Origin of the sequence: Dactylosporangium sp. NBC_01737 (genome assembly GCF_035963215.1) — a bacterium.
Classification (GTDB): Bacteria; Actinomycetota; Actinomycetes; order Mycobacteriales; family Micromonosporaceae; genus Dactylosporangium.
This window is the reverse complement of sequence record NZ_CP109153.1, coordinates 6,911,091-6,934,064: the sequence shown is the minus strand read 5'-3', so window position 1 is coordinate 6,934,064 and position 22,974 is coordinate 6,911,091. Positions and strand designations below refer to the sequence as shown.

Sequence of the window (22,974 nt, the reverse complement as noted above, 5' to 3'; positions counted from 1 at the left end):
ACCAAAGGGGCGGCGCCGGTCGGCGCCGCCCCTTTGCGTTGCCTCAGAGCGCCCCGGCGATCAGCGGGCCGAGCTGCTCCAGCACCTGCGGGTCGAGCAGTTCCGAGTGCCCGCAGGCGATCCCGACCGTCCTCAGGCGACCGTCCACCAGGGACACCCAGCCGTCGGACGCGGTGCCGGTGAACCCGGGCTCCGGCACGGTCGCGTCGACGAACAGCACGTCCGTGGCGAGCACCCCGTGCCGGGCGCCCGCCATCATCCGGTCGCTGTCGAGGTAGTTCTCCACGACCCGGGCGATCTGCGCGTCGGTGAGCGCGGCCACGCCGCCGCCGGCGTCCCGCACGAACGTGACCGCGTCCGCGACGGTCGGCCGCAGGTCCGCCGGCACGTCGTAGCCGAGTTCCTGCAGCAGCGCCACGATCGCGGCCGGGCCGTCCCAGTCGCCGGACACGGCCGCCGGCAGCGACACCCGCGAGTCGAGCATGCCGACGAACGTCACGTCCCGGCCGGCCCTCACCAGCCGCGCGGCCAGGGCGTGCGCGACGGCGCCGCCGAAGGACCAGCCGAGCAGCCGCACCGGGCCGTCCGGGGCCAGCTCCGCAACCCGGCCGGCGAGTTCGGCCGCGAGGTCGTCCAACGTGGACGGCAGGTCCTCGGAGCGGCTCAGCCGGGGTGCCTGCAGGCCGAGCAGCGGCACCCCGGCCGGTAGGTGCCGCTTGAGCCCGGCGAACTGCCACACCAGGCCGCTGGCCGGCGGCAGGCAGAACAGCGGTGCCTCGCCCGCACCCGGGTGCAGCGTGACCACCGGGGCGAGGGCGTCGCCGGGCGGCAGGTCACCCGCGAGCCGACGGGCCAGGCCCTGCACCGTCGGGGCCGTGAACAGGTCCGCGACGGCCACGTCGGCGCCGAGTTCGCGGCGGACCGCGGCGGCGAGCCGGACCAGCAGCAGCGAGTGCGCGCCGAGGGCGAAGAAGTCGTCCCCCACCCCGACCGCCGGCACGCCGAGGACCTCGGCGACGAGCTCGCAGAGCCGCGCCTCGGTCCGGCTGCGCGGGCGGTCCCCCGCCGTCCCGGCGGTGAACTCGGGGTCGGGCAGCGCGGCCCGGTCGACCTTGCCGTTCGGGGTCTGCGGGATCGCGTCGAGGACCACGAACGCCGCCGGGACCATGTACGCGGGCAGCCGGTCGGCGAGGTACCGCCCGAGGTCGGCCGCCTGACCGTCCACTGTGGTCACGTAACCGACGAGGCGGTCGTCGCGGGCGACGACCACCGCGCGGTGCACCGACGGGTGCGCGGCCAGGACGGCCTCGATCTCGCCGAGCTCGATGCGGTGCCCGCGGACCTTCACCTGGAAGTCGGTGCGGCCCAGGAACTCCAGGTCCCCGCCCGGCAGCCACCGCACGAGGTCGCCGGTGCGGTACAGGCGGGCCCCGTCCGCGCCGGCGACGAACCGGGACGCGGTCAGCGCGGCCCGGCCGAGGTAGCCGCGGGTCACCTGGGCGCCGCCGAGGTACAGCTCACCGGCGACCCCCGGCACCGGCCGCAGCGCCGCGTCCAGGACGTGGGCGGTCGTGCCGGGCAGCGGCCCGCCGATGGTGGGCCGGCCCTCGCCGACGGTCGCGGCACTCGCCCACACGGTGACCTCGGTGGGGCCGTACAGGTTGGTCACGGACCGGGCCCGCCGGTGCAGCTCGGCGGCCAGCGACGGCGGCAGCGCCTCGCCGCCGACGAGGGCCCGCACGCCGGTGAGGTCCACATCGGACGCCTCCAGCAGCGCCGCCCACAGCGACGGCGTGGCCTGCACGACCGTGGCCGCCGCGGCGAGCGGCGCGAGCAGCGCCGGGTCGCGGACCTGCGCGCCGGAGGCGAGCACGACGCAGCCGCCGGTGCGCAGCGGCTGCAGCAGCTCCAGCACCGAGATGTCGAACGACAGGGTGGTGACCGCGAGGAACCGGTCGGCGGCGTCCATCGGCACGACCTCGCCGACGGCGGCGAGGAACGCGTCGAGGTCGCGGTGGGTGACCACGACGCCCTTCGGCCGCCCGGTCGACCCGGAGGTGTAGATGACGTAGGCCGCGCTGCCCGGATCCGCCCGCACGAACGGTGCCCTGCCGGGGCCGGGTGCCAGCTCGGTGTGCTCGTCGAGGACCACCACCGGGTCCGCGTCCCGCACCATGTACGCCAGGCGGTCCGCCGGGAACGCCGGATCCAGGGGCAGGTAGGCGGCGCCGGTCTTGTGCACCGCGACGACCGCGACGACCAGGTCGGCGGTGCGGGGCAGCGCGACCCCGACGAGCCGCTCCGGGCCGGCGCCCCGGGCGAGCAGCGCGGCGGCGAGCCGGTCGGAGGCGGCGTCGAGCTCGGCATAGCTCCAGGTGCGCCCGTCGCTGACGAGCGCGTCGGCGTGCGGGGCGCGGGCGGCGTGGCCGCGGAACGCCTCGACCCACGAGCCGGTGACGGGCAGCGGCCCGCCAGTCGACCAGCGGGCCAGGTCGGCCTCGTCGCCGGGGGCGAGCAGCGCCGCGTCCCGGACCGGGCGGCCGGGGTGCCCGGCCAGGTCCGTGAGGAGCCGGACGAGCCGCTGGACGACACGCGAAGCGGTGCCGGCGGCGAAGCGTGCGGTGTCGTACTCGACGGTCACGCCGACGGTCTTCCCCGCGTCGACGAAGGTGACGTTGAGGTCGACCTTCGGGTCGGCGGCGAAGCCGGGCTCCGGGCCGAGCGGCAGGCCGAGGACCGTGCCGTCGCCGGCCGGCCGGTGGTGGTAGCCGATCATCACCTGGAACAGCGGGTTGCGGCCCGGCGCGCGCTGCGGGTTGACCGCCTCGACGACGTGCTGGAACGGCAGCTCCGCGTGGTCGAACGCGGCGAGGTCGGCGGCGCGGACCCGCCGCAGCAGCTCCGTGAACGTCGGCGCGCCGGACAGGTCGGTGCGCAGCACGACGGTGTTGACGAAGAAGCCGACGAGGTCGGTGAGCGCCGGGTCGCCACGGCCGGACGTCGGGGTGCCGATCGGCACGTCCTCCCCGGCGCCGTGCCGGGACAGCAGGACCGCGACACCGGCGTGCAGGGCCATGAACAGGCTCGCCGACTGCTCCCCCGCGATGGCCCGCAGCCGGGCGACGAGGTCCGCGGGCAGGGTCGCGCCGACCTGCCCGGCGGGCCCGGGCGTGGTGCGTGGCAGCGCACCGGGCAGCGGGATCTCCTCCGGCAGCCCGCGCAGCTGCTCCTGCCAGAACCGCCGCGACGTCGCGTGCCCGCTCGCGGGGTCGGCGGGATCACCCAGCAGGTCGGCCTGCCAGGCGGCGTAGTCGGCGTACTGCACCGGCAGCGGCGCCCACGACGGTGCCCGCCCGGCGAGCCGGGCCGTGTACGCGCCGGTGAGGTCCCGCAGCAGCGGCAGGTCGGACCACTCGTCCATCGCGATGTGGTGCAGGACCACGGCGAGGAGCGTGCCGCCGCCGGGCTCGTCGACGGCCGCGGCCCGGATCGGCGCCTCGACGGCCAGGTCGAAGGGCAGCGCCAGGGCGGCGTCAAGCGTCTCGTACACCGGGACCTCCACCGAATCGAGGACCTGCTGGCCGTCGAGGGTGACGAGGGTCCGCAGCACCTCGTGGCGGGCGGTGACGTCGGCCAGGGCGGCGCGCAGGGCGGCGGTGTCCACGTGGCCTTGCAGCAGCATGACGAGGGGGTAGTTGTAGGCGGTGGACGCGGGGTCGAGGTGGTGCAGCAGCAGGAGCCGCTCCTGCGCCGGTGACAGCGGGACCCGGTCGGGGCGGGGGCGGGCGGTCAGCGCGGGCCGGCGGCCGGGAACCCCGGCGGCCAGCCGCAGCGCCAGCCGCTCCGGGGTCGGCGCGTCGAACAGTGCCCGCAGCGGCAGGTCGGCGCCGAGGTCGGTGCGCAGCCGGCCGAGGAGCCGCATCGCGATGAGCGAGTGGCCGCCGCGGTCGAAGAAGTCGTCCTCGACGCCGTAGCCGGGCACGCCGAGGACCTCGCCGAAGACCGCGCACAGCCGCCGTTCGGTGTCGGTGGCGGCGGCCCGCCCGCCCGTGGCGACGGACTGCGGTTCGGGCAGCGCCGCCACGTCGAGCTTGCCGTTGACGGTCAGCGGCAGCTCCGGCACGACCGCATACGCGGCGGGGACCATGTAGGCGGGCATCGTCGCCTTCAGCGCGCCGCGCAGCGCGGCGACGTCCAGGGAGGGGGACGCGACGATGTACGTGACGAGCCGCTTGCCGCCGGTACCGTCGGCGACGGCGAGGACCGCGCACTGCCGGACCCCGGGCTGCGCCGCGACCGCCGCCTGGACCTCGCCGAGCTCGATCCGGTAGCCGCGGATCTTCACCTGGTCGTCGGTGCGGCCGAGGAAGTCCAGCAGGCCGTCCGGGCGGACCCGGACCAGGTCGCCGGTGCGGTACATGCGGCCGCCGGGGACCGCGGGGTCGGCGACGAACCGGTCCGCGGTGAGCGCGGGACGGTTGAGGTAGCCGCGGGCCAGGCCGGCGCCGGTGATGTAGAGCTCGCCGGGCACCCCCGGCGGGACGGGGCGCAGCCAGTCGTCCAGGACGTAGCCGCGGGTGTTCCAGATCGGGGTGCCCACTGTGGACGTCGCGCTGTCGGTGGTGCCGCCGCCGAGGGTGTTGATGGTGTACTCGGTGGGCCCGTACAGGTTGTAGCCGAGCACCCCGCCGGTGTCGCGCAGCGTGGCCCACAGCCCCTCTGGGACGTGTTCGCCGCCGAGGAGCACCAGCGCGGGCGGGTGGGCACCGCGCAGCAGTCCCGCGTCGAGCAGGTGCTGGGCGTAGGTGGGTGTCACGTTGACGACGTCGATGCGGTGCGTCGCGCAGTAGGCGGCGAGCGCGACCGCGTCGCGGCGCAGGTGCTCGTCGCACACGTGCACGTGGTGGCCCTCGACGAGCCACAGCAGCTCCTCCCACGACATGTCGAAGGAGAACGACACGGTGTGGGCGATGGTGAGGGTCCGGCCGCCGTGCGCGGCGATCGTCGGGGCGAAGATGGCCTCGCGGTGGTTCTGCTGCATGTTCGTCAGCCCCAGGTACGGGGTGACGACGCCCTTGGGCCGCCCGGTGGAGCCCGACGTGTAGATGACGTAGGCGGGGTGGTCCATGCGGCCGGGGGTCCCGGGCGCGAACGCGCCGAGCTCCGCATCGGTGAGCGGGGCGCCGGACACCGCGGACAGGTCGAGGGTGTCGAGGCGGATCCCGTCCAGGCGGCCGGCGGTCAGGACCAGGGCCGGGCGGGCGTCCCGCAGCATGGCGAGGAGCCGGTCGTCGGGGTGGTCGAGTTCGAGGGGCAGGTACGCCGATCCGGTGCGCAGCACCGCGAACAGCGCGACGACCATGTCGATCGAGCGTGGCAGGGCGAGGGCGACGATGCGTTCCGGGCCGGCGCCGAGACTCAGCAGGTGCCGGGCCAGCCGGTTGACGCGCGCGTCCAGGTCGGCGTACGTGACGGTGGAGCCGCCGAACGTGAGCGCCGGCGCGTCCGGTGTGCGGGCGGCCTGCGCCGCCATCAGCTCGGCGATGGTCTCCGGCAGGATCTCCCCCTGCACGCCCTGCAGCACCTCGCCGGAGGCGACGGGCAGCGCGGCGACCGGGGTCGAGACGTCCTCGGCCAGGGCCAGCAGCACCCGCTCCAGGCGGGCGAGCAGCGCCTCGGCGTCCGCGGCCGGGACGACGTCGGCGCGGTACTCCAGCCGCAGCCGCAGCCGCCGGCCGGGCGTGGCGACCCACGTCAGCGGGTAGTGGGTGGCGTCCACGGCGGTCACCCCGACGATCCCGTGCTCGGTCTCCAGGTCGGTGAACGTGTCGTCGTCGAGGAAGTTCTGCAGCACGTACAGGTTGTCGAACAGGGTGGTGCGACCGGCGGCGCGCTGGATCTCGCCGAGGCCGAGGTACTCGTGCGGCATCAGGTCGATCCGGTCGGCCTGGATGCGGCGCAGCACGGCGGCGGCCGGCTCGCCCGGCGCGAGCGTGACCCGGGCCGGGACGGTGTTGAGGAAGACGCCGACGACCTCGTCGATGCCGTCGAGCTCGGTGGGGCGGCCGGCGACGGTGGTGCCGAACACGGCCTCCTTGCGCCCGGTGGCGTGCGCGAGGACGACGCCGAGCGCGGCGCTGAGCACCGCGTTGAGGGTGACGCCCTGGGCGCGGGCCTGCGCAGTGAGCCGGGCCGTCTGCTCCTCGGTGAGCTGCCGGGCGATGCTGGTCGCGAGGACCGGCCGGGTCCCCGCGGCCTCCGGGTAGAGCACGGTCGGCTCGTCGAGGCCGCGCAGCGCGCCGGCCCACGCCCGCGCGGACGCCTCGGCGTCCTGGGCGGCGAGCCAGCCGAGGTAGTCGGTGAACCGGCCCGCCGGTGGCGGCGGGGCCTGCCCGGCGTAGTGGGCGAACAGGTCCCGCAGCACCAGTTCGCGGGACCAGCCGTCCCACAGCAGCAGGTGGTAGGTGAACAGCAGCCGGTCGGTGCCGTCGGGGCGGCGCACGACGGTGAGCCGGGCCAGCGGCGGCACCGCCAGGTCGAAGGGCCTGGTCCGGTCCCGCGCCATGATGTCCTCGACGTCGCCCTCGACGACGGCGACGTGACCCTCGACGGCGGCCGCGAGCACAGCGACCGGCTCGGTCCGGCCGTCGACGGTGAAGCCGAGACGGATCGCCGGGTGCCGGTCCAGGACCTTCGTCCAGGCGGCGTCGAGGCGGCCGGCGTCGAGGCGGCCGGCGAAGTCGAACGCGTTCTGGGCGACGTACACGTCGGCGTCCCCGGCGAGGCGGGCCTGCACGAACAGGCCCTCCTGCAGCGGCGACAGCGGCCACACCTCCTCGGTGGGCGTGCACAGCTCGCGCATCGCGTCGGCCCAGTGCGCGGCGAGGCCGGGGATGTCCAGGCCCTCGTCGGCGTAGGTGAGCACGGCCCGCAGCTCCGGCCCGTCCGGGGTGCCGTGGCAGGCGGCGTTGATCTCCAGAAGGTACGGGGTGCCGAGGTCCGGGTCGGGTGCGGTGCGCAGCGCGTCCGCCTCCGGCGCGGTGTCCCAGTCCACATCGGACGCCGCCGCGAACCGGCCCAGGTAGTTGAACAGCACCTGCGGCGTGCCGAGCCTCGCGAGGACCGGGGCGGTGCGGGCGTTGGCGTAGCGCAGCAGCCCGAAGCCGAGCCCGTTGTCGGGCGCGGCGGTCATGAGCCGGTGCACGTCGGCGAGGGCCTGCGGCCCGTCCGGCACCGCGGGCAGCCGCACCGGGGCGATCGCGGTGAACCAGCCGACGGTCCGGGACAGGTCGGTGCCGTCGAGCTCCTCCCGGCCGTGCCGCTCCAGGTCGACGGTCAGCGCCGCGTCCGCGTCGGCGCCACGGCCGGCCCGCCAGCGGCTCACCGCGATCCGCAGCGCCGCCACGAGTGTCGCGGTGACGTCGGTACCGGCCGCGGCCGGGACGGTGGTGAGCAGCGGCCCGGTCACCTCCGGCGGGAGGCGCAGCTCGTGGTCGCGGGTCCGGCCGACGGTCAGCCCGATCGTGTGCCTGGTGGCGTCGAGCTCGCCGCCGGGGGCGAGGGCGGCGGCCCAGTGCTCGAACTCGCCGAGCCGCGCCGCCTGCCCGGCCTGCTCCTGCAGGAGCCGGGCGTAGGCGCGCAGCGACGTGCCGGTCGTGTCCGCGGCGGTGGCGCCGTCGCGGAGGTCGTCGGTGAGGATGCGCCAGGACACCCCGTCGACGACCAGGTGGTGCGCGACCAGCAGCAGCCGGCCCCGCTCCCCCGGCCCGCGGTCGAACCAGACCGCCTGCAGGACCGTGCCGGCGTCGGGGTCGAGCCGGTCGGTGGCGGCGCCGAGCCCGGCCGCGTCCACCCGCCGCACGTCCGCGGTGGAAGCGGTGGCGGCGGGCCGGGTCTCCAGGGACCACAGCATCGGCGACGGGCGGTGCAGCCGGAGGCGCAGCGCGTCGTGGCGGCGCACCAGGCCCTCGACCAGGCCGGTGATCCCCTCGTGGGTGCTGCCCGCCGGGGTGAGCAGCAGCTCCGACTGGTTGTGGCGGTGGATCCGCCCGCCCAGCTCGGCGAGGCGCTGCACGATCGGCAGCAGCGGCACCTCGCCCACGCCGTGCGATGCGACCGGCGCCGCCGGCTGTTTCGGGGCGGCGGCCGCGGCGAGGGCGGCCGCGGTGCGGTGCACGAACACGTCCCTCGGGGTCAGCGACAGGCCGGCCCGGCGGGCGCGGTTCGCCAGCTGGATCGCGATGATGCTGTCCCCGCCGACGGCGAAGAAGTCCTCGTCGGCGCCGACCTCGGACAGCCCGACGACCTCCGCGACGAGGCCGCGCAGCAGCCGCTGCGTCTCGGGTTCGGCGGCGTCGACGGCGACCGGCGCGGCCCGCTCCGCGGAGGGTGCCGGCAGCGCCGCCCGGTCCAGCTTGCCGTTGACGGTCAGCGGCAGGGCCGGCAGCCGCACGTACGCCGCGGGCACCATGTAGGACGGCAGCCGCCGCGCAAGGCTCGCGCGGACGGCCTCGACGTCCACGGTGGATCCGCCGACGAGGTAGGCGACGAGCCGCCCTTCGTGCAGGTGCACGGCGGCGTTGCCGACGCCGTCGGCATCCAGCAGCGCCGACTCGATCTCGCCGAGCTCGACGCGGTAGCCGCGGACCTTGACCTGGTGGTCGGAGCGACCGGCGTAGACCAGGTCACCGCCGGCGGTCCAGGTGGCCAGGTCGCCGCTGCGGTACAGCCGTCCGGGGCCGAACGGGTTGGCGACGAACCGGGCGGCGGTCAGCCCGGGCCGGTCGAGGTAGCCGCGGGCGAGCTGGTCGCCGGCGACGTACAGCTCGCCGGTGACGCCGGGCGGGACCGGGCGCAGCCGCTGGTCGAGCACGTACGCGCGCAGGCTCGGCAGTGCCGCGCCGATGACGCTGCCGGCGGCCGCGTCGGCCCGGCGCAGCGCCCGGAACGTCACGTGCACGGTCGTCTCGGTGATGCCGTACATGTTGACCAGCAACGGTTCGTCGTCGGCGTGCGTGGCGTACCAGGGCCGCAGCCGGGCCGGGTCGAGGGCCTCGCCGCCGAAGACGACGTAGCGCAGGGCGAGACCGGCGGTGTCCTCGCCGGTGAGCGGGTAGAACGCCGACGGGGTCTGGTTGAGCACGGTGACGCGTTCGGCGCGCAGCAGGCCGGCGAAGCGGCGCGGGTCGCGGGCGACGTCGTTGTCCACGACGACGAGCCGGCCGCCGTACAGCAGGGCGCCCCACAGCTCCCAGACGGAGAAGTCGAACGCGGAGGAGTGGAACATCGTCCACACGTCGGCGGCGCCGAACGTGAACAGCCCCTCGGCGGCGGCGAACAGGGTCAGCACGTTGCGGTGGGTGACCGCGACGCCCTTCGGCTGCCCGGTCGAGCCGGACGTGTAGATGATGTACGCGGTGTTGTCCGGCAGCAGCCCGGTGCCGGTGACCGGGCCGGTGTCGTGCGCGGGCAGCGGCCCGTCCAGCAGGACCGCCGGGACGTCCGTGTCGAGGACGGCGGCGGTGGCGCCGTCGGTGAGCAGGCACACGGGCGCGGCGTCGGCGAGGATGTACGCGGTGCGCGCGACCGGCGCGCCGGTGTCGACGGGCACGTAGCAGCCGCCGGCCCGGATGACGGCGAGCAGCGCGACGACCAGGTCGAGGCCGCGGGGCAGCGCGACGGCGACCCGTGACTCGGGCCGCACCCCACGGGCGATCAGCTCACGGGCGAGCCGGTTGGCGCGGGCGCCGAGCTCGGCGTAGGTGAGCCGGTCCGCGCCGTGGCTGACGGCCACCGCCGACGGGTCGGCCTCGCCCCGGCGGTCCGCGAGCGTGCCGTCCACCGTGGGCCATTCGGCCTCGGCGGGGGCGCCGACGGGAGCGTCGAGGCCGGTCGCGAAGCCGCGCAGGATCTCCTCCACCGCGGTCAGGAGCTCCCGGGCCTTGGCGGCGCCGACGAGCGCCACGTCGTACTTGATCTCCAGGGTGAGCTCGTCGCCGGGGAACGCGACCAGCGCGACCGGGTAGTGCGGCGAGTCGGTGCCGGTGAAGCCGTCGACGGTCAGCGGCGAGTCCACGCCCGCGCGCACGGCCGGGAAGTTCTCCACCACGACCATCGAGTCGAACAGCTCGCGGACCCCGGCGAGGCGCGCCAGTTCGGCGAGGCCGATGTGCTGCGCGTCGAGGACCTCGCTCTGCTGGTCCTGCAGGCGGGTCAGCACCGCGCCGAGCGGCTCGTCGGGGCTCCACGCCATCGGCAGCGGCAGCGTGTTGATGAGCAGCCCGACGACCGTCTCGACGCCGGGCAGCTCGCCGCCGCGGCCGGACACGGTCGAGCCGAACACGACCCGGTCGCGGCGCAGCAGCCGGCCGAGCAGCAGGCCCCACGCGGCGTGCACGGCGGTGCTGAGGGTGACGCCGTGCGCGCGGACCGCGGCCGTCAGCGCCGCGGTGTCCTGGGTGGACAGTGCACGGTGGACGCTGTCGTGCGCGGCGACGGGGCTGCCGCTGGGGTACAGCAGCGCCGGCGCGACCCCGTCCAGCGCGCGGGACCAGACGGCGCGGGCCGCGTCCCGGTCGCGGGCCACGACGGCCTCGACGTGGTCGCGGAACGTGGTCGCGGGCGCCGGCAGGTCCGTGCCGAGCGCGTAGGCGGCGACGATGTCGCTGAACACCAGCGGGTAGGACCAGCCGTCAGCCAGGACGTGGTGCATGGTCTCCACCAGGCGGTGGTCCGTGGCGCTCAGCGACACCAGCGCGTAGCGCAGCGCCGGCGGCCGGGCCAGGTCGAACGGCCGGGCCAGCTCGTCGGCGCAGACCAGGGCGAGGTCGCCGCCGGGCACGACCCGCCACGGCACCTCGACCGACGGCGCGATCGCCTGGACGATCCGGCCGTCGTGCAGCTCCCGGAAACCGGCGCGCAGGGCCGCGTGCCGCCGGACGGCCGCCTCGACCGCGGCGCGCAGCCGCACCGGGTCGACCGGGCCCGACAGCCCCGCGACCTGCTGCACGAGGTACGTGTCGGCGCCGGGCCCGGCGAGGGCCTGGTGCACGTACATGCCCTCCTGCAACGGCAGCAGCGGCAGGATGTCCTCGGCGCCGGCGAGGTCGTCGACGTCGCGCTGGGCGAGCCGCACGAGCGGGAAGTCCGACGGGGTGTGCCCGGCGAGGTCGGCGCAGCGGCCGAGGGCGGCGAGCGCGGCGAGCCAGCGCTGCGCGAGCCCCGCCACGTCGTCCTCGGCGAACAGCCCGGCCGGGAACGACAGCGCCGCGGTGAACGTCACGCCGTCGGGGCCGTCCGCGGCGAACGCGTTGACCTCCAGGGTCATCGCCGGGTTCGCCGGGTCGACGCCCTCCCGCAGTGGCCCGGTCGGCGCCCAGTCCTCGGCGGAGCCGGTCGGGAACCGGCCGAGGTAGTTGAACAGGATCTGCGGCACCGGGCCGGTGAGCTCCTGCCGGAGGTGGCGTAGCACGCCGTAGCCGAGGCCCTTGCCGGGCACGGCCCGCAGCTGCTCCTTGACCGCGCGGGCCGCCCCCGCGAGGGCCGGGCCGGCGGCGAGGACGTCGTCCCAGGCGACGGCGCCGGGGTCCAGCCGCACCGGGGCGATGGCGGTGAACCAGCCGACGGTGCGGGACAGGTCGACGTCGGCGTCGTACACGTCCGCCTCCCGGCCGTGGCCTTCGAGACTGACCACGACCGCGGACCCGGCCGCGGGCCGCCAGGCGCGCACGGCGAGGGCGAACGCCGCGAGGAGGACGTCGTTGACGGTGCCGTACATGGCGGCGGGCACCCGGGACAACACGGCGCCGCTGTCGGCGGCGGGCAGCGTCACGGTGACGGTCCGCACGGTGGCGGCGGTGTCGACGGCCGGGTCGGGTGCGCGGGAGCCGAGCAGCGGGTCGGGGGTGGCCAGGACGTCCCGCCAGTGGGCGGTCTCCCCGGCGAAGCGCGCCCCCGCCCCGGTGGTGAGCGCGGCCCAGCCGCGGAACGACACCGGCGCCGCGTCGAGGGCGACGGGCCGGCCGGCGGCGGCGTCCTGCCAGGCGCGGGCGAGGTCTGCGCCGATGATCCGCCAGGAAACGCCGTCGATGACGAGGTGGTGCACCACGAGCAGCAGCTCCCGGGCCGCCGGCGACCAGACGGCCTGCACCATGACCCCGCGGTGCGGGTCGAGGCGCGCCGCCGCGGCGGCGACGTCCAGCGGGCCCTCCGTGACCGGCACCGGCGTCCCCCCGGGCGGGACGGTGATCGTCCAGTCCCGGTCGACGACGGCGCGCAGCAGGTGGTGCGTGTCGACCAGGGCGCGAAGGACCGCGTCGAGGGCGGGCCGGGTCAGCCCGGCCGGGGTGCGGAACGTCATCGCCTGGTAGAAGCCGGACAGCGGGGTCGCCGCCGCGCGGGTCTCGGCGAGCATCGGAGTCAGCGCGACCGTGCCGGCGCCGTCGTCGGCGGGGACCGCCACCACGGCGGCCTCCGACGCGGGCAGGCCCGCCACGACCGCCTGGACGCTGCGGCGGCGGAAGATGTCGCGGGGCGTGACGGGGAGGCCTTCGCGGCGGGCCCGGCCGGCGACCGCGATCGAGGAGATGCTGTCACCGCCGGCGACGAAGAAGTCCTCATCGATGCCGACGGCGGGCAGGCCGAGCACGTCGGCGTAGATGGCGCACAGCACCCGCTCGCGCTCGTTGCGCGGGCCGGCGAGACCGCCGGCCCCGCCGCCCAGGGCGGACGGCTCCGGCAGGGCGGCGACGTCGAGCTTGCCGTTGACGGTCAGCGGCAGCGACGCCACGACGCCGTACAGCGACGGCACCATGTAGGACGGCAGCCGCTCGGCGAGGGCCGCCCGCACCGCACCGGCGAGGTCGGTCCCGTCGCCGGCCGGCACCAGGTACGCCACCAGCTTCTTCAGCCCGGGCACGACCGCGTCGGGGCGGGCCACGACGGCGGCCTGCCGCACCTGCGGCAGCGCGGCCACGGCGGCCTCGACCTCGCCGAGTTCGACCCGGTAGCCACGGATCTTCACCTGGTCGTCGCTGCGGCCGAGGAAGTCGAGGTTGCTGTCTGCGCGTTCGCGCACCAGGTCGCCGGTGCGGTACATGCGTCCACCGGCCGTGAACGGGTCGGCGACGAAGCGTGCCGCGCTGAGCCCCGGCGCGTGCAGGTAGCCGCGGGCCAGGCCGGCGCCGGCGATGTACAGCTCGCCGACGGTACCGGGCAGCACGGGGCGCAGGAACGTGTCCAGCACGTAGCCGCGGGTGTTCCAGATCGGCCGGCCGACGGTGGGCGTCGCGCTGTCGTCGGTGCCCGCGCCGAGGGTGTTGATGGTGTACTCGGTGGGCCCGTACAGGTTGTAGCCGGTGGTGCCGTCCGAGGCGCGCAGCCGCGACCACACCGCGCCGGAGACCGCCTCCCCGCCCAGCAGCACCAGGCACGGCGGGTGCCCGGCGGGGTCGAGCAGCCCCTCGTCGAAGAGGTGGTGGGCGTACGTGGGCGTCACGTTGATCACGTCGACGCGCTGGGCCCGGCAGTAGGCGACGAGCGCGACCGCGTCGCGGCGCAGCTCCTCGTCGCACACGTGCACCTCGTGGCCCTCCACCAGCCACAGCAGTTCCTCCCACGACATGTCGAAGGAGAACGAGACGGTGTGCGCGATCCGCAACCGGTCGCGACCGGCCGCGCGGGCCCGGGCGACCGCTGGGGCGAAGATCTCGGCGCGGTGGTTGAGCTGCATGTTGGTCAGGCCGCGGTACGGGGTGACGACACCCTTCGGCCTGCCCGTGGAGCCGGACGTGTAGATGACGTAGGCAGGGCGGTCCATGCGGTGCGGGTCGTCGCCGGCCGGCGGCGGGTCCGACGGGAACGGGGCCGCGTCGGCGGGGCTGACGACGGTGCCGTCGTGCCGGGCGGCGACCGGGGTGCCGGGCAGCGCGACCAGCAGCACCGGCCGGGCGTCCTCCAGCATGCCCGCGAGCCGGTCGACGGGGTGGTCCAGCTCCAGCGGCAGGTACGCCGCACCGGCCCGCAGCACCGCGAACAGCGCCACGACCATGTCGGCGCCGCGGGGCAGCGCGAGCGCCACGATCCGCTCCGGGCCGGCGCCGTTGGCCAGCAGCAGCCGGGCGGTGCGGTTCACGCGGGCGTCGAGCTCGGCGTAGGTGAGCACCTCCCCGCTGGAGACCAGCGCCGTGTCGGCGGGGCAGGCCGCGGCCCGCTCGGCGAGCATGTCGGCGATGGTCGCCCCGCCGATCGGGTGCTGCGTGGCCCGCCACGCCGCGCGCAGGGCGTCGGTCTCGGCCGCCGACACCAGGTCCAGGGCGCCGACCGGGACGTCGAGACCGCCGGCCAGCATCGTGAGGAGCCGCACGAGCCGGTCGGTCATCGCCGTGGCCTGCGCCCCGGTGAAGACGTCGGGGCGGTACTCCAGCTTCAGGCGCAGGTTCGCGCCCGGGGTGAGTACCCACGTCAGCGGGTAGTGGGTCGTGTCGGTGTAGTCGACGCCGGTGATGCCCTGCTCGCGTTCCAGGTCGGCGAACGTGTCGTCGGCGAGGAAGTTCTGCAGCACGTACAGGGCGTCGAACAGCTGCTCGTGACCGGCGGCCCGCTGGATCTCGCCCAGGCCGAGGTACTCGTGCGGCCCGAGGTCCAGGCGGTCGGCCTGGGCGCGGCGGGCGAGGTCGAGCACGGTGGCGCCGGCGGTCGCGGTGACCCGGGCCGGCACGGTGTTGAGGAACAGGCCGACGACCTGGTCGATGCCGGGCAGCTCGGTGGGGCGACCGGCGACGGTGGTGCCGAACACGACGTCGGTGCGGCCGGTCTCGTAGCCGATGACCAGGCCGAGCGCGGCGGTGAGCAGCGAGTTGAGGGTGACGCCGCCGTGGCGGGCCTGCTCGGTGAGGCGGGCGGTGACCCCGGCCGGCAGCACGGCGAGGACCCGCTCCGACAGCATCGGCGCGCGGCCCGCCGCCTCCGGCGCGACCAGGGTCGCCTCGGCGACGTCGCCGAGCGCGCGGCGCCAGGCCGCGGCGGACGCTGCGGTGTCACGGGTCGCGAGCCAGCCGAGGTAGTCGGTGAACGACGCGGCCGGCTCGGCGGGGGTATGCCCCGCGTACAGGGCGAACAGGTCGCGCAGGACCAGCTCCCGGGACCAGCCGTCCCAGAGCAGGAAGTGGCTGGTCAGCAGGAGCGTGTCGCGGCCGCCGGGGCGCCGGGCGACGGTGAGACGGACCAGCGGCGGCGCCGCCAGGTCAAACGGCTCGGTCCGGTCCCGGGCGGCCAGCGCGGCGAAGCCGTCGTCGTCGGGGACCTCGACCACGGCGACGGTCGCGGGGACCTCGGGCGCGATCACCTGCACGGGGGCGGGGACGCCGTCGCCGACGAACGCGGCCCGCAGCGTCGGGTGCCGGCGCAGCAGCTCGCCGACGGCGCGGGTCATCGCCTCGACGTCCACCCGCCGGTCGAGTTCGAAGACGTTCTGCGCGATGTACGTGTTCGCGACCTGGTCGAAGGTGGCCTGGTAGTAGACGCCGCGCTGCAGCGGCGACAGGTCCCACACCTCGGCGGCCGGCTCTGAGGCCGGCACGGCCTGCCGCGACAGGGCCTCCAGGGCGCGCCACCACCGCTCGGCGAGCGCGGCACCGTCCACGTCGGACACGTGCTGCAGGGTCGCCTCGACCCGGCCGTCGCCGGTGAGGGCGAGCTCGCACTGCACGGCGTACCGGGTGCCGAGCAGCGGGTCTGCGGGCTGCGTGACCGGCAGCCGGTGCCACGCCGCCGGGGCGCCGAACCCGGTGGTGCGGCTCAGGATCCGGGGTTCGGCGGCGCGTTCGAGGGCCTCCAGGGCCCGGCCGACGCGCGGGTTGCCGTGCCGCAGCACGCCGAACCCGGCGCCGTTGCCGGGTGCGGCGCCGAGGGCGACGGCGGCGTGCGCGAGCGCCGCGTCACCGTCGCCGGCGGCGGCGACCCGGACGGGCACGACGGTGGCGCACAGCCCGGCGGTGCGGGTGAGGTCCTCGTCCGGCGCGACCCGCACGAGGTGCCGGGCGGCGCGTTCGACCTCGACGACGAGGTCGGCGGGGTCCTGCACGGCGACGCGGAGCGCGGCGAGGGCGGCCAGCTCCGGCGCGGCGGCCAGCTTCGCGGCGACGGGCCCGGCGAACACGCGGGTGTGCCGGCCGGCCACGGCGCCGCGGAGGCGCGGGTCGGCGCCGGGGCGCAGCACGCCCTGCCAGTGCGCGAACTCGGCGACGCGGCCGGGGCGGGCGGCGTCCTCCTGCGCGGCGCGGGCGTGGGCGCGCAGCGACGTGCCGACGGGCGGCAGCTGCGGGGTCCTGCCGTCGGCGACGGCGGCGCAGGCGGCGGCGAGGTCGTCGGCGACGAGGGTGAGGGTGACGTCGTCGGCCGCCAGGGGGTGCGCGGCGAGCAGCACCTGCCCGCCGGTGCCGGAGCCGTCCGCGAGCCACACGACGCTCAGCGGTGCGGCCGGGTCCAGGGCCGTGACCTCCCGTTCGACGGCGCCGTCGGCCAGGGGGACCCGGCGCAGCACGTCCGCCGCGTCGACGGTCCCGGGGGCGGTGATCTCCAGGGTGAGGAACAGCCCGGACTCGCGGGCGATCCGCAGCCGCAGCCCGTCGTGATGGTCGAGGACGGTCTGCAGGGCCCGCCGCAGGACCGGTTCGGTGAGGCCGGCCGGCGCCTGGAACAGCGCGAGGCGGGCGGGTGCGCCGTCGGGCACGTCGGTGAGCCGCTCCACCGCGGGCAGCAGCGGCAGCGGGCCGGCCGCCTCAGGGTCGGCCGCGGCGGCGGACGGGGTCCCGGCGGTCAGGTGCGCGTCGAGGGCGCCCGGGGTCCGGTGGTCGAAGATGTCGCGGGTGGTGAGCACGATGCCGTCCTGGGCCAGCCGGTTGATGACGCGGATGGCGGCGATGCTGTCGCCGCCGAGGGCGAAGAAGTCGTCGTCGGGTCCGGCGTCGGTGCCGAGCACGGCGGTGTAGTGGGCGCTGATGCGCGCCTGGCGGGGCGTGACCGGGCCCTCGGCGCCGCCGCCGCGGGGGCGCGGCACGGCGGGCTGGGGCAGGGCGGCGCGGTCGCGTTTGCCGTTGGGCAGCAACGGGATCGCGTCCAGGACGGTGACGGTCGCCGGGACCAGGTGCGCGGGCAGTTCGGCGCGCAGCGCGTCGCGGACCGCCACGGGGTCCACCACGGCGCCGGCGGTGCCGGCGACGAACGCGGCGAGGGCGTTGCCGCGCTGCACGGCGGCGGCGTCGGCGACGCCCGGACGCCGGGTCAGGGCGGCCTCGACCTCGGCGAGCTCCACCCGGAAACCGTTGATCTTGACCTGGTCGTCGGCGCGGCCGAGGAACTCGATCTGCCCGGCGGCGTCGCGGCGGCCGAGGTCGCCGGTGCGGTAGAGCCGGTCCCCGGGCGTGCCGAACGGGTCGGCGACGAACCGGCCGGCGGTGATCCCGGGCCGGCCGAGGTAGCCGCGGGCGTTCTGGACGCCACCGACGTAGATCTCGCCGGCGGCGCCGTCCGGGACCAGGGTCAGCGCCGCGTCGAGCAGGTGCACCCGGACGCCGGGGACGGCGGTGCCGAGCGGCACCGGCCCGCCGGACGGGGTGACGACCGCGGTGAGGACGTCGCCGGCGACCTCGGAGGATCCGTAGGAGTTGACGAGCTCGGCGGCCGGCGACGCGGTGGCGAGGGCCCGCACGACCGCCGGGGTGAGCGCCTCGCCGCTGGTGATCCAGCGCCGCAGCCCGCGCAGGCCGGTCCCGGCCCGGTCGGCGAGCGCGGCGGCGAGGCCCGGCACGGCCAGGAGCTGCTCGGCTCCGCTGCGCTCGACGAGCCGGCCGAGCGCGGCACCGTCGGCGGCGGTGGCGTCGTCGGCGAGGACGGTCGTGGCGCCGGCGACGAGCCCGCCGAGCAGCTCGGTGGTGCCGTCGACGAAGCTCAGCGAGCTCTTCGCGATGCGCACCCGCCCCGCTCGCAGCCCCCAGGCGTCGCGGGCCCAGGCGAGCCGGTTGGCGAGGGCGGCGTGGGTGCCGACGACCGCCTTCGGCACGCCGGTCGACCCCGACGTGTACAGCACGGTGGCGGCGTCGGCGCCGGTGAGCCCGGCGACCTGGAGGTGCCCGGTGGCGCCGTCGATCGCCGGGCCGATCCGCAGCACCGGCAGCCCGTGCGCGGGCAGCGCCGCCGCGGTGCCGTCGGTGAGGACGCAGACGGGGGCGGCGTCGCGGAGCATGAGTTCGACGCGGGCGGCCGGGTAGGCGGGGTCGACCGGCAGCATCGCGGCGCCGGCGCGCAGCACACCGAGGACCGCGACGGGCAGGTCGACGGAGCGACCGGCGGCGACGGCGACGACGTCGCCGCGGCGGACCCCGGCGGCGGCGAGGGCGTGGGCGAGCCGGCCGGAGCGCCGGTCGAGCTCGGCGTAGCTCAGCTCCCGCTCGCCGCAGACGACGGCGGTGCGGTCGGTGTCCACGGTTGAGAACGTCAGCAGGTCCAGCACGGTCCCGTCGTGCGCCGCCGGGAGGGCGGGCGCGGCGAGGACACCGGCGAGGGGCGCGGCGCAGGTGGCGTCCAGGGCCGACAGGAGCGCCTCGTACTGGCCGAGCAGGCGCGACGCGGTGGCGGTGTCCACGTGCCGCCGGTCGTGGGTGACGGTGACGGTGAACGGCTCCCCGGGCCGGACCATGAGCGTCACCGGGTAGTGCGGCGCCTCGAGCACGTCGATGCCGGTGACGCGCAGGTCGCCACCGGCGACGCCGACGTCGGGGTAGTTCTCCACGACGACGAGGGTGTCGAACAGCTCCGCGGTCCCGAGCCGCCGCTGCAACTCGGTGAGCGGCACGTGCTCGTGGTCCATGGTTTCGCGCTGGTCCCGTGCGAACGCGGCGACGACGTCGGCGAGGGGCTGCGAAGGCGTCCAGCGCACCCGCGCCGGGACGGTGTTGATGAGCAGCCCGGCGATCCGCTCGATGCCGGGCACGGCGAGGCCACGACCGGCGACGGTGGAGCCGAACGTGACGTCGGCGCGGCCGGTGAGCCGGCCGAGCAGCACACCCCAGACGGCGCCGACGACGTTGCCGGCGGTGAGGCCGTGCGCGGTGGCGAAGGCCCGCACGGACGCGGTGAGGGCGGCGGGCAGTTCGCGGGTGACCCGCCCGTAGCCGTCGCCGCCGGCCGGCGCGGGCGGCAGCGCGCCGAGCAGCCGGGTCGGTTCGTGCACGCCGTCCAGGAGCCGGTCCCACACGGCGTGCTCCGGTGCCCGCCCGCCGGCCGTGCCGATCGCGGCGAGGAAGTCGCGGAACGGCACCGCGGGCGGCAGCGGGTCGCCGGTGTACAGCGCCAGGAGGTCGTTGAACATGATCGGCACCGACCAGCCGTCGGCGACGATGTGGTGGATCGTGTGGATGAGGACGTGCCGGTCGGCGGCGAGGCGTACCAGGGTGAAACGCATCGCGGGCGGCTCGGCGAGGTCGAACGGGCGGGAGCGGTCCACGGCCGCGATGCCGTCGAGGTCCCGGGGGTCGGTGACCGCGACGGTACGCCACGGCGCGGCGGTCCCTGCGGTGTGCACGGCGACGACGTCACCGGTGGCGGTGGGGCGGAACGCGGCGGCGAGGTTCGGGTGCCGCTCCAGGAGCCGATCGGCGGCGGCGCGCAGCCGGTCCCCGTCGAGGGCGCCGGTCAGCTCGACCCGCTGCTGCACCACGTACGGGTCGGCGCCGGTGGTGTACGTGGCGTGGAAGTACAGCCCCGTCTGCAGCGGCGACAGCGGCAGGACGTCGCGCAGCCCGCCGTCGTCGAGCCGGTCGACGTCGGCCTGGCTGAGCGCGGTCAGGGGGAAGTCCGACGGGGTGTGCCCGCTGACCGACGGGTCGGTCGCGATCGCGTCCAGGACCCAGGTCCAGTGCCCGGCGAGGGTCCGCACGGCGTCCTCGTCGAGGACCCCGCCGGGCCAGCTGAACATCGCGGACAGGACCGGCCCTCCGGCGGTGTCGGTGGTGACCGCGTTGATCTCCAGGACGCGTGGCAGCGGCATCCGCGGGTCGCGGTCCTCGGCGACCGGTCCGCCGCCGGTCGGCGCCTCCGTCCAGGGGCGGCCGTCGCCGGCGCCGAAGCGGCCGAGGTAGTGCACGAGGACCTGCGGGGCGGCCGCGAGGTCGGCCCGCCCGGCGAGGTGCTGCAGCACGCCGTGGCTGAGGCCGTGCGACGGCACGGCACGCAGCTGGTCCTTGACGGCCTTGACCGACGCGCCGAGGTCGGTGCCGTCGCCGGCGTCGACCGCGACCGGGTACAGGGCGGTGAACCAGCCGAACGTGCGGGACAGGTCGAGGTCGCCGACCAGGTCCTCCTGCCGGCCGTGGCCCTCCAGCTCCAGCAGCACCGGGGCGGGGGCGCCGCCGCGGCAGCGGTGCACGGCGAGGGCGGCGGCGGTGACGAGGACGTCGTCGACGCCGCCGTGGATCGCGGCGGGGACGGTGCCGAGCAGCCGGGCGGTGGTGCCGGTGGAGAGGCTGACGGTCAGCCGCCGCTCGGTGGCGACCACGTCGCGGGCCGGATCCAGGGGCCGGCGGCCCAGGGGCGGGTCGGCGACGGCGGCGACGGCCCGCCAGTACGCGGCGTCGGCGGCGAAGCGCCCGTCGCGGGCGGCGGCGGTCAGGGCGGTCGCCCACTGCCGCAGCGACGTGGCGGCCGGCTCCAGCGCGGCGGGGCGGCCGGCGGCGACGGCGTCCCACAGGGCGGCGAGGTCCTCGGCGAGGACCCGCAGGGACACGCCGTCCACGACGATGTGGTGCACGGCGACGATCAGGCGCCCCGGCGCGCCGGGTCCGGCGTCGAGCCAGGTGAAGGCGGCCATCACGCCACGCGCCGGGTCGAGCCGGGCCACGGCGCCGGCCAGCGCGGCACCGTCACCGTCACCGTCACCGGCAGGGACCCGCACCACGGCGGGCATCAGCGACGGGTCGTACGGCGGGACGGTGAGACTGCCGCGGGCGTCGACGCGGGCCCGCAGCGCGTCGTGGGTCGCCAGCAGCGCCGCGACCATCCGCTCCAGGCCGGCCTGCGTCAGCCCGGCCGGGGTGTGCAGGGTCACCGCCTGGTAGAACCCGTCGAGGGCGGGGCCGTGCTCGCGCAGCCACGCCACGATCGGGGTGTCCGGGACGTCCCCCGCACGGTCGACCTCGGACACGGGCGCGGCGGCGGTGGTGGCGACGCCCGCCACGCCGGCCGGGGTGCGGTGGGTGAGCAGGTCCCTGGGGCGCATCGCGATCCCGGCGCGGCGGGCCTCGCGGACCACGCCGATGGCGACGATGCTGTCCCCGCCGAGGGCGAAGAAGTCGTCGTCGGCGGCGACGGGCACGCCGAGCACGGCGGCGAAGACGTCGCACAGCGCCCGCTCCATGGCGGTCCGCGGTGCGCGGCCGGCGCTGCCGGGCAGGGCGGGCGCGGGCAGCGCGGCCCGGTCGACCTTGCCGTTGGCGTTGACCGGCAACGCGTCCAGGCGCACGACCACGCTGGGCACGGCGTACTCGGGCAGCCGCCCGGCGCACCAGCCGAGGTAGTCGGCGTCCTGGGCGGCGATGACGTAGCCGACGAGGTGGTTCGCGCCGGCCGCGTTGCGCCGCACGGCGACGGCCGCGTGCCGCACCGCGGGGTGCGCGGCGAGGACCGCCTCGACCTCCTCCAGCTCCAGGCGCATCCCGCGGATCTTCACCTGGTTGTCGGCGCGGCCGACGAACTCCAGGGCGCCGTCCGGCGTCCAGCGGGCCAGGTCGCCGGTGCGGTACAGGCGGCTGCTGCCGGCGGCGTCGAACGGGTTGGCGACGAAGCGGGACGCAGTCAGGCCGGGCGCGTTGACGTAGCCGCGGCCGAGCAGGAACCCGGCGGCGTACAGCTCCCCGGTCTCGCCGGGCGGCAGCGGGGTGAGCGCGTCGTCCAGGACGTACAGCTGGGTGTGCGGGTTGGGGCGGCCGATCGACGTGGCGATGCGTTCGGCGGCGTCGCGGTAGATGACGTGCGAGACGCCGATGGTCGCCTCGGCCGGGCCGTAGCCGTGGTAGAGCGTGGTGCCGAGCTGGGTGCGGAACCGGTCGAACAGCTCCGGGGTGAGCACCTCCCCGCCGCACCAGACGTGCTTGAGCCCGGCGAGCCGGCCGGGGCCCTGCTCGTGGGTACGGTCCATCTCCAGCAGCACGTCCAGCATCGAGGACACCAGGTACACGAACGTGATCCGCTCCCCGGCGATGAGGTCGAGCAGGTACTGCGGGTCGCGTTCGCCGCCGGGTTCGGCGACGACGACGGTGCCGCCGGACACCAGCGGCAGCAGGATCTCGTTGACGGAGATGTCGAAGGCGAGCGGCGCCTTGAACAGGCTCGCGTCGCCGGGCCCGAAGCCGAGGATCTCCTCGATCTGCCAGCGCAGCCGCTCGCAGATCGCCTCGTGCCGGATCATCGCGCCCTTCGGCCGGCCGGTCGAGCCGGAGGTGAAGATGACGTATGCGAGGCGGCCCGGCGCGATGTCGAGGTCGAGCGGCTCCGGCGACTCGTCGTCGTGTGCCCACGCGCCGAGGTCCAGGTCGTCAAGGACGATGCGGACGGCGGCGTCGGTGAGCACCTGCCGGCGGCGCTCCGCCGGCCAGGACGGGTCGACGGGCACGAACGCGCCGCCGGCGACCATCGCGGCGAGCACCCCGACGACCATCTCGGCGGAGCGCGGCACCGCGATGCCGACGATCTCCTCGTCGGCCAGTTCCCGCCGGCGCAGCGACCGGGCCAGCTGGAAGACCCGGGCACCGAGCTCGGCATAGCTGAGCCGGGTGCCGCCCGCGACGAGGGCGAGCGCCTCCGGTGTGCGCCGGACCTGGGCGGTGAACAACGCCGCGACGGTGCTGCGGTGGCCGGGCTCCGTCGGGTTGTTCCAGTCGTCCAGCTGCCGCAGCACGTCCACTGTGGACACGGTTCTTCCTG

General features: G+C 76.5%; 1 protein-coding gene. It reads right to left on the bottom strand.

Translation table 11 applies throughout. From position 1 onward, the window contains the following. Positions 1-43: 43 nt before the first annotated feature. Positions 44-22,963, bottom strand: a complete 22,920-nt coding sequence (locus OHA72_RS31325) for a non-ribosomal peptide synthase/polyketide synthase (protein WP_327011383.1) — start codon at positions 22,961-22,963, stop codon at positions 44-46. Between the last annotated feature and the right edge of the window lie 11 nt (positions 22,964-22,974).